General features: G+C 70.2%; 9 protein-coding genes and 2 riboswitches. Of the genes, 8 read left to right on the top strand and 1 reads right to left on the bottom strand.

The features are described 5' to 3' along the window. The first annotated feature begins 42 nt into the window (after positions 1–42). Entirely contained in the window at positions 43–2007 is a 1965-nt protein-coding gene (locus JOE55_RS09350; RefSeq protein ID WP_204783267.1) for an APC family permease, read from the top strand. Between the two features lie 333 nt (positions 2008–2340). Beyond that, on the top strand, positions 2341–3300 hold the full coding sequence (locus tag JOE55_RS09345; RefSeq protein WP_204782726.1) for a Fic family protein: 960 nt from the start codon (positions 2341–2343) through the stop codon (positions 3298–3300). 75 nt (positions 3301–3375) lie between these two features. On the opposite strand, the gene JOE55_RS09340 is transcribed toward JOE55_RS09345, so the two are convergent. Continuing rightward, complete coding sequence (locus JOE55_RS09340; RefSeq protein WP_204782725.1) at positions 3376–4797, bottom strand: LLM class flavin-dependent oxidoreductase; 1422 nt, start codon at positions 4795–4797, stop codon at positions 3376–3378. An 82-nt stretch (positions 4798–4879) separates the two neighbouring features. Continuing rightward, positions 4880–4994, bottom strand: a riboswitch (SAM riboswitch). Positions 4995–5110: 116 nt separating this feature from the next. Beyond that, a riboswitch (SAM riboswitch) is annotated at positions 5111–5217 on the top strand. Between JOE55_RS09340 and JOE55_RS09335 the strand changes: the two genes are divergently transcribed. From JOE55_RS09335 to JOE55_RS09310, 6 genes are all read left to right on the top strand, one after another. After that, a complete protein-coding gene (locus tag JOE55_RS09335; RefSeq protein WP_029643390.1) occupies positions 5216–6016 on the top strand; it encodes an ABC transporter ATP-binding protein in 801 nt (266 codons plus the stop codon). (Overlaps the previous riboswitch by 2 nt.) Continuing rightward, positions 6013–7059, top strand: a complete 1047-nt coding sequence (locus JOE55_RS09330; RefSeq protein WP_204782724.1) for an aliphatic sulfonate ABC transporter substrate-binding protein — start codon at positions 6013–6015, stop codon at positions 7057–7059. Before JOE55_RS09335 ends, JOE55_RS09330 begins: the two co-directional genes overlap by 4 nt. After that, the gene (locus tag JOE55_RS09325; protein WP_204782723.1) at positions 7056–7952 is read left to right on the top strand and encodes an ABC transporter permease; all 897 of its coding nucleotides are present in this window, start codon (positions 7056–7058) and stop codon (positions 7950–7952) included. Before JOE55_RS09330 ends, JOE55_RS09325 begins: the two co-directional genes overlap by 4 nt. Positions 7953–8025: 73 nt before the next feature. After that, on the top strand, positions 8026–10158 hold the full coding sequence (locus JOE55_RS09320) for an AMP-binding protein (RefSeq protein WP_204782722.1): 2133 nt from the start codon (positions 8026–8028) through the stop codon (positions 10156–10158). 107 nt (positions 10159–10265) lie between these two features. Continuing rightward, positions 10266–11591: an O-acetylhomoserine aminocarboxypropyltransferase/cysteine synthase family protein gene (locus JOE55_RS09315; protein WP_204782721.1), complete on the top strand. Its 1326-nt coding sequence runs from the start codon at positions 10266–10268 to the stop codon at positions 11589–11591. Then, positions 11588–12082, top strand: a complete 495-nt coding sequence (locus tag JOE55_RS09310) for a CoA-binding protein (protein ID WP_006214693.1) — start codon at positions 11588–11590, stop codon at positions 12080–12082. Before JOE55_RS09315 ends, JOE55_RS09310 begins: the two co-directional genes overlap by 4 nt. Positions 12083–12092 lie beyond the last annotated feature (10 nt).

Genomic DNA, 12092 nt, shown 5'->3' with positions numbered 1-12092 from the left:
TGAGGCCCTCGGCGGCGGGGCCGTGAGCGGGACAGGCGCATGATGTACGCCGTGATCGCACCGCCCTCCCGCGCCGCCGCCTGGCTGCTGGCCGGATCCCCCTCCGCCTCCTACGGCGCCCCGCATCGTCGCCCCGATCGCGACGAGAAGACCCATCCCTGGTGGAAGGTCATGTGCCTGTCCGGCGTGGACTACTTCTCCACCCTGGGCTATCAGCCCGGCATCGCGATCCTGGCCGCCGGGCTGATCTCTCCGCTGGCCACCCTGGTGCTGGTGGCCGTCACACTCTTCGGCGCGCTGCCGGTCTACCGGTGGGTGTCGGTGGCCTCCCCGCACGGCGCCGGCTCCATCCGGATGCTCGAGACGCTGCTGCCGCGCTGGAGCGGCAAGGTGCTGGTCCTGTGCCTGCTCGGCTTCGCGATCACGGACTTCGTCATCACCATGACCCTGTCCTCGGCCGATGCCGCCGTGCACATCGTCGAGAATCCGCACGTGCCAGCCGAGGCGCATCACTGGCAGTTCTGGGTGACCGTCGGGCTGCTCCTGCTGCTGGGCGCGGTGTTCATGGCCGGGTTCTCGGAGGCCATCAGCGTGGCCGTCGTCCTGGTCCCCGTGTACCTGAGCCTCAACGCCGTGGTGCTGGCGGTGGGCTGGTGGCAGATCGCCCGCTCGCAGGAGATCGGATTCGCGCAGTGGTGGCATGCGGCGCTGAGCCAGCACTCCTCGCCCTGGGCGGCGGTCGCCGTGGCTGCACTGGTGTTCCCCAAGCTGGCGCTGGGCCTGTCCGGCTTCGAGACCGGGGTCTCCGTGATGCCCCTGGTGCGCACCTCGCGGGGCCTGCGGGGCCGCGTGGAGGGCACCCGACGACTGCTCACGACCGCTGCGCTGATCATGGCCGGGTTCCTGCTGACCTCGTCGCTGGTGTGCACGATCCTGATCCCGGCCGGGGACTTCGAGCCCGGCGGCGCTGCCAACGGGCGGGCCCTGGCCTACCTGGCGCACAGCCTGCTGGGCGAGACCTTCGGGTCGGTCTACGACCTGTCGACGGTGCTGATCCTGTGGTTCGCGGGCGCCTCGGCGATGGCCGGTCTGCTCAACCTCATCCCGCGCTACCTGCCGCGCTACGGCATGGCGCCCGAGTGGACCCGCGCTCCGCGGCCGCTGGTGCTCACGATCCTGGCTGCCGCCCTGGTCGTCACGGCGGTCTTCCGCGCCGACGTGGATGCGCAGGGCGGGGCCTACGCGACCGGGGTGCTGGTACTGATGCTCTCGGCCTCCTTCGCCTCGACCCTGTCGGCCGGAAAGCGGGGGCACCGACGCGCCGCCCTGGGATTCGCGGCGATCACCGTGGTGATCGCCTACACGACCGCCGACAACATGATCAGCCGCCCCGATGGCCTCCACGTGGCCCTCGTGTTCATCGCGGCCCTGCTGGCGGCGTCGTTCGCCTCCCGGGTCTGGCGGGCCTCGGAGCTGCGGATCCGCAGCATCGATTTCGACGAGACCTCCCAGGACTGGCTGCGCAGCTGCCGCGGCCGCACGGTGCGGCTGATCGCGCACCGGCCGCGCACCCAGCTGGGCGCAGCAGGGGCCCAGGCCCAGCAGCTCCTGCTCAGCGACCCCGACCTGGCCGAAAAGCTGCGCGACGAGCGCGAATGGCATCGCCTTCCCTCGGCCGACGGCGTCCTGTTCGTGGAGGTGACCCTGCGCGATCCATCGGACTTCGAGGACCGGCTGCGCGTGAGCGCCCACGAGATCGACGGCCACCGCGTCCTGCGCGCCGAGGGCTCGTCGGTGCCCACCTGCCTGGCCGGCGTGGCCCTGGCCGTCCGGGACCGGACGGGGCAGCCGTCGCACCTCTACCTCGAGTGGTCCGACGGCTCACCGCTGGTGAACTCCCTGCGCTTCCTGCTCCTCGGTCGCGGTCAGACGGCGACGGCCGTGCACGAGGTCCTGCGCCGGGCTGTGCCGCGCAAGCAGGACCGCCCGTTCGTGCACGTGACGTGAGGCACCGCGCAGAGCCGCTGACACAACTCTCGGAACCTGAAATTTAAAATTCCGGACGCATGCTTCGGCCCTGCATCACTGCCATAGCAGGGAAGTCGTGGCGACACTCTTAAACTCTCAGAGGGGCGCGGTAAAATTTCGCGCATGCAGCCGATCGTCTTCCCCGATGTCCCGTTCGACCATGAGCTGGTCACAGACCTGATCCAGGTGGAGCGGGTCCGCGTGGACTTCCGCACGGAGCACTCCCTGGACCCGCTCACCCTGGAGCTTCGGGGGCTGTTCCAGCACCTGACCAGCATGATGTCCGCACGGATCGAGGGGAATCGGACCACCGTGGCCGAGGCGATCCAGGGCACCCGAACCGCTCGCGTCACTGGCCAGCGAGCAGACGACGCCATCCAGGAGATCCTCCAGCTCGAGGATGCAACGGATCACATCGACAAGCTGGCGCGCGAAGGTCGACTGCGTCTCAACCACCAGCTTGTTCGAGACCTCCATCATCTGGCAGTCGCAGATCTCCAGCGGGAGGGCGATCGGACGCCCGGCGCATACCGGAGGATCCCTGTCGCGATCTCAGGCGCTGAGCATCAGCCTCCCGGCCCGGAAGCCGTTCAAGCAGACATGGACCAGCTCCTGGACTTCGCGCAGTGCGAAGTGCCACCGCAGCAGCAACTCCTGCAGATCGCGCTGGTGCATCACAGGTTCGCCTGGATCCACCCCTTCAGCAATGGGAACGGGCGAGTCTCTCGTCTGCTCACCTACGCCATGCTGGTGAACCAGGGGTACACATCCTCCGCCAGTGCACGTCCCGTGAACCCCACCGCCGTCTTCGGAGCGGATCGGCAGTCGTACTACGAGCATCTCGCTCGCGCCGACAGCCTGGAGCCCGATGATCTCTTTGCCTGGTGCGCCTATGTCATCCACGGCCTGCGCGCTGATCTCAGCACCGTCGTCCAACTGGCCGACCTGGCATTCGTCGTGGACGGAATCATCGTGCCTGCGCTGAGAGCCGCGGTCTCCGCCGCGGTGATCACCTCAGAAGAGGCCGACATCATCGAATACGCCGCGCGCAGAGGGACCTGTCGCGCCGGCGACTTCTCGGAGGTGATCCCCGGAAGCTCTTCGACGCGCAGTCAGCGCCTGCGCAGACTCGTCAGCACCGGACACCTTCAGATCCTCTCGAATCCGCGGCGCTACGCCGTGGACCTGCGCCGGAGCCCGATCACGATCCACGTCGTACGCCGGCTGGACGAGCTCGGGATGCTCCCAGCGATCCTCCGCGATCATGACTGAGGCCCCTCCTTAGCGAAGGGCCCCTGATGGACATCCAGAAGATGCTCGCCAGGGGCCCTCTATCTGCCGGCCTGCTCAGCTCTGCGACAGATCCCGCGACGGGGTGTCCGCCGTGGACGGCCTGCCCACGTAGGCCCCGCGGTACTTGGCCGCCGGGTGGGTGTCGAGCACCTTGGTCTGCCCGGCGCCGTAGACGTTCTCGCGCAGGGTGGGCCCGTCGTAGTCCGTGCGGTAGCGGCCGCGCTTCTGCAGCTCCGGGACCACGTGCTCCACGAAGTCCTCGAACGAGCCCGGGGACACGTGGTAGGCCAGGTTGATCCCGTCCAGCCCGCCCTCGTCGATCCAGGTCTCGAGCTGATCGGCCACGGTCTGCGGCGAGCCCACGACCACATCGCCCATGCCGCCGATCGCGCAGTGGCGGGCGATCTCCTCGCGGGTCCACTGCTTGGCCCCGTCCTGCATGGTGAACGGAGTGAGGAAGGACTGGATGGCCTCGGTCTTGACGTAGTTCAGGACCTCGTCCTCCTGGAACTTGGACAGATCCAGCCCGGACCAGCCGCCGATGATGGCCTGCGAGGCCTCCAGGTTGGCATAGCTCTGGTACTCGCGGTACTTGGCCTGGGCCTTCTCGTCGGTCTCGTCGACCACGACGGAGAGCATCGCGTAGATCTTCACGTCGTTCCGATCGCGCCCCTCGGCCTCGACCTTGTCGCGGATCCGGTCGGTCATGTACCGGGTGAGGTCCGGGCGCAGGGCGCCGATGAACACGGCCTCTGCGTGCTTGCCGGCGAAGGCCTGACCGCGCGAGGACGCCCCGGCCTGGAAGATCAGCGGCGTGCGCTGCGGGCTGGGCTCGGTGAGCGCCGCACCCGGCACCGAGAAGTGCTTGCCCTGGTGCTGGATCGGGTGGACCTTGGCCGGATCGGCGTAGATCCCGCGCTCCACGTCCTTCACGACGGCGTCGTCCTCCCAGGAGCCCTCCCACAGCTTGTAGCAGACGTCGAGGAACTCCTCGGCGAGCTCGTAGCGCTCGTCGTGCTCGATCTGCGTGGGCAGACCCTGGTTCTCGGCGGCCGAGGGCAGGTAGGAGGTCACCACGTTGAAGCCCACGCGCCCGCGGGTCAGATGATCCAGCGTCGCGTACTTGCGGGCCAGCGTGTACGGCTGCTCGTAAGTGACCGCGCTGGTCACGCCGAAGCCGAGGTTCTGGGTCACCGCGGCCATGGCGGAGATCTGCATGAACGGATCGTTGACCGGGACCTGCGCGCCGTCGGCGATCGAGGGGGCGGCCGAGTTGCGGTAGATGTCGTAGATGCCAACCACATCGGCCAGGAACAGGGCGTCGAAGCGGCCCCGCTCGAGCACCTGGGCCAGGTGCGTCCAGTACTCGATCGTGTTGTACTCCGTGGCCCGCGAGCGCGGGTGGCGCCACAGCCCGAAGCTCTGGTGATCCACGCAGGTCATGTCGAAGGCGTTCAGGGAGATCCGCTTGGCCATAGAAGGCTGCTCCTGAGAAGTACAGACCCACGCCCCGTGCGCCGCTCATACCGCGGCCAACCTGCGGGTCCAGCGCGTGCGTGCGCCGTACTTGCCGCACGCGGTCTAGCGAGCGGCCCGATCCTCACCTGGGGCACCCCGCTACGGGAGAGGGTTGCCGTCCGGCCAGCCAGGGCTGTGGGCCGGAACTCTTGATCGTGTGAGCGTCATCACATGCACACCTGAGGCGACAGTGCGAAGCCCGTGCCGCGCGTTGCCCCGCTCGTCCTCCGATTTGCTGTCTCCCCGGACCAGGGCATTGAATGACCCCCGGTTCCCATCCGGAGCGGCCGAGAGACCTGGCTCGTCGACGCCGCAGCAACCAGTGCCGTCCATCCGCGGCACAAGGTGCTAATGCCAGGACCGATGGAGTGATGTGATGATCTCTGCACCCCCGTCCGCCCTGAGCACGGTCGATGCCGCCTCCCTGACCTTCGACCGGGTCGGCAAGTCCTTCCCGTCTTCCGGGGGCCGCCGGCGCGACGTCCTGGCCGATGTCAGCTTCGAGGTCCGCCCCGGGGAGATCGTCTCCGTGCTGGGCCCGTCGGGCTGCGGCAAGTCCACCCTGCTGCGCGCGGTGGCCGGTCTCGGCACCGCCACGGCCGGCCGGGTCCTGATCGACGACGCGCCCGTGCGCGGCCTGGACCCCCGCTGCGCGGTGGGCTTCCAGGAGCCGCGGCTGCTGCCGTGGCGCACCGTGGCCCGCAACGTGGCGCTCGGACTGCCGCGCGGCGTGCGCGGCCTCGAGGCCGAGCAGCGGGTGGCCCACCTGCTCGAGCTGGTCGGGCTGTCCAGGCATGCGGAGGATCGCCCGTCGGAGATCTCCGGAGGCATGGCGCAGCGGGCCTCGCTGGCTCGGGCGCTGGCGCGCAACCCGCAGGTGCTGCTGCTCGACGAGCCGTTCGGCGCGCTCGACGCACTGACGCGCCTGAAGATGCAGGACCTGCTGCTGGAGATCCACGCCGCCGATCCCACGACGGTCCTGCTGGTCACCCACGACGTCGAGGAGGCCCTGGTGCTCTCCGACCGCGTGGTCGTGCTCGGGACGCCGCCGGAGGGCGGGCCGGCGGGCATCCAGGAGATCCTCACGGTCGACTCGCCGCGCCCGCGCCATCGCGATGATCCCGAGCTGACGGGTGCCCGCAGGCACCTGCTCGGCCTGCTGGGCGTGGAGGCATGAGCGGGCTGACGCGTCGTCGCCTGCTGGGCCTGGCCGCCGTCGGGGCCGCCGCCGCGCCCCTGTCCGGGTGCGTCATGGAGGGCGAGGGCCCGGGCCGCGGCATGGCCGCCGGCTCGGACACCGAGATCTACCTGGACTACGCGACCTACAACCCGCTGTCGCTGATCATCCGCGAGAAGGGCTGGCTGGAGACCGTCGCCGCCGAGGGCGGCCAGGAGGTCCACTGGACGTTCTCGGCCGGGTCCAACAAGGCCAACGAGTTCCTGCGCGGCGGGGCGATCGACATCGGCTCGACCGCGGGCTCGGCCGCGCTGCTGGCGCGCACCAACCGCTCCCCCATCCGCGCGATCGACATCTGCTCCCAGCCGGAGTGGGCAGCACTCGTGCGCACCGCGGACTCGCCCCTGCGCTCGGTCGAGGATCTGCGCGGCAGGTCGGTGGCGGCCACCAAGGGCACGGATCCCTACTTCTTCCTGCTGCAGGCGCTATCAGCGGCGGATATGGGCTTCGACGAGACCACCGTGGTCAACCTCCAGCACGCCGACGGCCGCTCCGCCCTGACCAGCGGGCAGGTGGACGCCTGGTCCGGGCTCGACCCGATCATGGCCGGCGCCGAGCAGGACGGGGCGGTGCTGTTCCAGCGCGACCTGGCCTTCAACACCTATTGCTTCCTCAACGCCCGCGAGCTGTTCCTGGAGATCAACCCGCGCGGGGCCCAGATGGTCGTGGACGTCTACGCCCACGCCCGCGCCTGGGCGCTGGAGAACCCCCAGGAGGGCATCGCGATCCTGGCCGAGGCCTCCGAGATCGAGACGACGACGGCCGAGCGGGTCTGGGAGCGCACGCACCTTGACATCGACCCGGTCCCCGGCGACGACCAGCTCGAGGTCCTCGAGCGCATCGCCCCGATCCTCGTGGAGACCGGTGACGTCCCCGACCTGGAGACCGTCCAGAAGGCCATCGACACCATCCTCGACGCGCGGTTCGCGCAGGAGGCCAGCGCCCATCGCGCGGCCGAGATCATCGAAGGGCACAGCGCATGAGCGTCACGACCACCTCCGCACCAGCCTCCGAGGCTCCGGAGCCCGCGGGCTCCGACCGTCCCGGCTCCCAGCGTCCGGACTCGCAGCGCTCGGTCCGCACCCCCGCCCCGCGGGGCTCCATCCTGCGCAGCCCCTGGGCCCGGGTCGGCCTGGGCCTGCTGCTGCCGGTGGCACTGCTCGCGCTGTGGCAGCTGCTGTCCACGAACGGCACGTTCTCCCCGGTGCAGCTGCCGCGTCCCCTGGCGGTCCTGCAGGCCGGTGGCGAGCTGCTGGCCGACGGGGCGCTGTGGACCCACATCGGGATCTCGACCCAGCGCGTGGTCGTCGGATTCGTGATCGGCTCGCTGCTCGGGCTGGCCGTGGGCGCCCTGATCGGGCTCTCCCCCTGGGCCAGCGCCCTGGGCTCGCCGCTGATCGGGGCGCTGCGCGCTGTGCCGTCGCTGGCGTGGGTGCCGCTGCTGCTGCTGTGGATCGGGATCGGCGAGAACTCCAAGGTGACCCTGGTGGCCATCGGCGCGTTCTTCCCCGTGTTCACCACGGTCTCGGCCGCTCTGCGGGAGGTCGACCGCCATCTCGTGGAGGCCGCCCGATCCTTCGGCTTCTCCGGTCTGCGCCTGCTGCTGACCGTCCAGCTGCCGGCGGTCATGCCCTCTGTGATCTCCGGCCTGCGCCTGGCCCTGGCCCAGGCCTGGCTGTTCCTGGTGGCCGCCGAGCTGCTCGGCTCCTCGATGGGCCTGGGCTTCCTGCTCACCGACTCCCAGAACAACGGGCGCACCGACCGCCTGCTGCTGGCCATCGTCCTGCTGGCGATCCTGGGCAAGCTCACCGACGCCCTGCTCGGGCTGTTCGAGCGCTGGGTCCAGGCCCGCTGGGGCGCAGTGCGCCGGACCTGAGACCCTGGAAGCCGTCCTCGACCCGTTCCGAGAACCCGCCCGCAGCCGCGGGCACCCCGCAAGGAGCACCCGTATGAGCGCAACGCAGTCCTACTCCGATCCCCTGGCCCCCACGCCGAATCCCGCGCGGATCTCCGATGAGGCGCGCGTGGCCTTCTGGGCCGAGCAGGCCTCCCGCCTGGACTGGGCGCAGCCGTGGCACACGACGCACCGCTTCGACAAGCCGCAGCGGATCGGCACCGACGACGACGGCAGCCCCACCTACTCGGTACCCGAGATCGCCTGGTTCGAGGGCGGCAAGCTCAACGTCGCCGTCAACTGCGTGGACCGCCATGTGGAGGCCGGGCGCGGCTCGCACGTGGCCCTGCACTTCGAGGGCGAGCCCGGCGACCGCCAGACCTGGACCTACGCCGACCTGCAGAAGGCCGTGGCCCGGGCTGCGAACGCGCTGGAGTCGCTGGGCGTGGTCCAGGGCGACCGCGTGGTGATCTACCTGCCGGTGATCCCGGAGACCGTGATCATCACGCTGGCCTGCGCCCGGATCGGGGCGGTGCACTCACTGGTCTTCGGAGGCTTCTCCGCCGAGGCGCTGCGCTTCCGCGTCGAGGACACCGGCGCCAAGGTCCTGGTCACCACCGACGGGCAGAACCGCCGCGGCAAGGTGGTGCCGGTCAAGGCCCAGGCAGATGAAGCGTGTGCCGGCACCAACGCGATCGAGCACGTGCTCGTGGTGCGCCGGACCTCCCGGCCCGGCAACGCGAAGCTGCCGGCCGGCAAGCGCGGGGCGCGCTCCAAGGACCAGATGGAGCTGCCCTGGACCCAGGGCCGGGACCTGTGGTGGCACGAGCTGCTCGAGTCGGTCTCCGACGTCCACGAGGCGCAGGCCTTCGACGCCGAGACGCCGCTGTTCATCATCTACACCTCCGGGACCACCGGCAGGCCCAAGGGCCTGGTGCACACCATGAGCGGCTACCTGGTCCAGGCCGCCTACACGCACGCGCTGCTCTTCGACCTGCTGCCGGATGCCCCGGACGACCACGGCGTGCTGCGCCCGCAGGAGCTCTCCGCTGTCAACGACCCCGCCAAGGTGGATTCGGCGGTCCACTGGTGCACCGCCGATCTGGCCTGGGTCACCGCGCACACCTACGAGATCTACGGCCCGCTGGTCAACGGCGTCACCGAGGTCATCTACGAGGGCACTCCGAGCACCCCGGACTTCGGCCGGCACTTCGACATCATCGAGCGCTACGGCGTGACGACCTACTACACCGCCCCCACGCTGATCCGCTCGCTCATGGGCGCGTTCCCCAAGGGCCTGCCCAAGGTCTGGAACCTGTCCTCGATCCGCCTGCTGGGCTCGGTGGGCGAGTCCATCAATCCCGAGGCCTGGCGGTGGCTGCGCGAGCAGGTGGGCCGCGGCGAGGTCCCGTTCGTGGACACCTGGTGGCAGTCCGAGACCGGCTCCTGCGTGGCCTCGCCCCGGCCCCACGATCCGCAGTTCGCCCCTTCCGGGACGTTCCCCGAGGGCACCCCGCACACCGCGGCCAAGCCGGGCTGCGCGGTGCGCCCCGTTCCCGGGGTCTCGACCCGCGTGGTGGACGCGGCCGGCGAGGAGGTCGCTGCGGGCGAGCAGGGCCTCGTCGTGGTGGATGCGATCGGGCCGTCCATGGCCCGGACCGTGTGGGGAGACCCGCAGCGCTACCTGAGCTCGTACTGGGCGGAGTACGGCGAGCGCGGCTGGTTCCTGGCCGGCGACGGCGCCCGGCTCGACGAGGAGGGCGATCTCTACATCCTCGGCAGGGTCGACGACGTCATCAACATCTCGGGGCACCGGCTGTCCACGATCGAGATCGAGTCGGCGCTGGTCACGCATCCGCTGGTCGTCGAGGCCGGGACCGCTCCGGTGGCCGATGCGCTGACCGGCCATGCCGTTCTGGCCTGCGTGGTGCTCACCTCGGAAGGCCGTGCCCTGCCCGAGGCCGAGGTCCGCGAGACCCTGCGCGCCCATGTGGCGCAGGAGATCGGCCCGATCGCCAAGCCGCGCGAGGTGATCCCCGTGCCCGATCTGCCCAAGACCCGCTCCGGGAAGATCACCCGGCGCCTGCTCGCCCAGCTCTACGAGGGGCGGCCGCTGGGCGATCGCTCGTCGCTGCAGAACGAGGGGTCGCTCGAGGCGATCGAGCAGATCTTCTCGGCGCGCGGCTGACCCGCACCCACCATCGCCGCCGCGTCGCCCTGCTTGCGGGGCCCCACCCGGCGGCACAGACTCTCCAGCAGGACCCACACCAGGGGCGCGCCCCACGAGGAGGACACATGGCCGAGCACCAGTTCGGATTCCGCACCCGTGCGCTGCACGCAGGCGGGACTCCCGATGCCCAGCACGGGGCCCGCTCCGTGCCGATCTACCAGACCAGCTCGTTCGTGTTCAAGGACGCCGATGACGCCGCCAACCTGTTCGCCCTGCAGAAGTACGGCAACATCTACTCGCGCATCGGCAACCCCACGGTCGCGGCCTTCGAGGAGCGCGTGGCCTCCCTGGAGGGCGGCATCGGCGCCGTGGCCACCGCCTCGGGCATGGCCGCCGAGTTCATCACCTTCGCCGCGCTGTGCGGGCAGGGCGATCACATCGTGGCCTCGTCCCAGCTCTACGGCGGCACGGTCACCCAGCTCGACGTCACCCTGCGCCGCTTCGGCGTGGAGACCACGTTCGTGCAGGGCACCGACCCCGCCGACTTCCGGGCCGCCCTCACGCCGCAGACCAAGGCCGTGTACACCGAGCTGATCGCGAACCCGTCGGGCGAGATCGCCGATCTGGAGGGGCTGGCGGCCGTGGCCCACGAGGCCGGGATCCCGCTGGTCGTGGACGCCACGCTGAACACCCCGTACCTGAACCGGCCCTTCGAGCACGGTGCGGACATCGTGATCCACTCGGCCACCAAGTTCCTGGGCGGGCACGGCTCCACGCTGGGCGGCGTCGTCGTCGAGTCCGGGCGCTTCGACTGGGGCAGCGGGAAGTTCCCTTCCATGACGGAGCCGGTGCCGTCCTACAACGGCGTGAGCTGGTGGGGGAACTTCGGCGAGTACGGCTTCCTGACCAAGCTGCGCTCCGAGCAGCTGCGCGACATCGGCCCGGCCCTGTCCCCGCAGTCGGCCTGGAACCTGCTCCAGGGCGTGGAGACGCTGCCGCAGCGCATCGACGCCCACGTGGCCAACGCCCAGGCCGTCTCCGAGTGGCTGGAATCGGACCCGCGCATCTCCTACGTGAACTACGCGGGGCTGCCCGGGCACCCGCATCACGAGCGCGCGCAGAAGTACCTGCCGCAGGGCCCCGGCTCGGTCTTCGCCTTCGGCGTGGCCGCCACCGCCGAGCTCGACGCCCGCGAGGTGGGCGGCCGGTTCATCGAGGGCCTGCAGCTGGCCTCCCATCTGGCCAACATCGGCGACGCCCGCACCCTGGTGCTGCACCCGGCCTCCACCACGCATCAGCAGCTCACCGCCGAGCAGCTCGTCTCAGGAGGCGTGGGCCCGGACCTCATCCGCATCTCCGTGGGTCTCGAGGACGCCGACGACATCCTGTGGGACCTCGATCAGGCCCTCACCACCGCCACGGGCATCACCCGCGAAGGAGCCTCCGCATGAGCAGCCAGAACCGCACCTGGGTGGGCCCCAGCGCCCCCGAGCGCCTGAACATCCTGCGCTCCACGAAGTCCATCGCGATCGTCGGGATGTCGAACAAGCCCTCGCGCGCGTCATACTTCGTGGCGACTTACCTGCTGTCATCGTCGCCGTACGACGTCTACTTCGTGAACCCCGTGCTCGACGAGGTGCTGGGGCAGAAGGTCTACCCCTCGCTGGCCGACCTGCCCGTGGTCCCGGACCTGGTGGAGGTCTTCCGCAAGGACGCCGACCTGCCCGGCGTGGCCCGGGAGGCCGTGGACATCGGCGCCAAGACGGTGTGGATGCAGCTGGGCTCCTGGAACGAGGAAGCCGCGCGGATCGCCGAGGACGCCGGGCTCAACGCCGTGATGGACCGCTGCGTGAAGATCGAGCACGCCCGCTTCCACGGCGGGCTGCACCTGGCCGGCTTCAACACGGGCGTCATCTCGTCCAAGCGACAGGTCACCGCCTAAGCTGACGCTC

The sequence above is a fragment of the Kocuria palustris genome, assembly GCF_016907795.1.
Taxonomy (GTDB): domain Bacteria; phylum Actinomycetota; class Actinomycetes; order Actinomycetales; family Micrococcaceae; genus Kocuria; species Kocuria palustris.
Note: the sequence above shows the minus strand (reverse complement) of the source record. Positions and strands in the feature narration are given on the sequence as shown.

Coding starts and splice junctions, on each gene's coding strand:
- JOE55_RS09350 (WP_204783267.1), top strand. CDS start 43: ATGTACGCCGTGATCGCACCGCCCTCCCGCGCCGCCGCCTGGCTGCTG.
- JOE55_RS09330 (WP_204782724.1), top strand. CDS start 6,013: ATGAGCGGGCTGACGCGTCGTCGCCTGCTGGGCCTGGCCGCCGTCGGG.
- JOE55_RS09320 (WP_204782722.1), top strand. CDS start 8,026: ATGAGCGCAACGCAGTCCTACTCCGATCCCCTGGCCCCCACGCCGAAT.
- JOE55_RS09325 (WP_204782723.1), top strand. CDS start 7,056: ATGAGCGTCACGACCACCTCCGCACCAGCCTCCGAGGCTCCGGAGCCC.
- JOE55_RS09335 (WP_029643390.1), top strand. CDS start 5,216: ATGATCTCTGCACCCCCGTCCGCCCTGAGCACGGTCGATGCCGCCTCC.
- JOE55_RS09310 (WP_006214693.1), top strand. CDS start 11,588: ATGAGCAGCCAGAACCGCACCTGGGTGGGCCCCAGCGCCCCCGAGCGC.
- JOE55_RS09340 (WP_204782725.1), bottom strand. CDS start 4,797: ATGGCCAAGCGGATCTCCCTGAACGCCTTCGACATGACCTGCGTGGAT.
- JOE55_RS09315 (WP_204782721.1), top strand. CDS start 10,266: ATGGCCGAGCACCAGTTCGGATTCCGCACCCGTGCGCTGCACGCAGGC.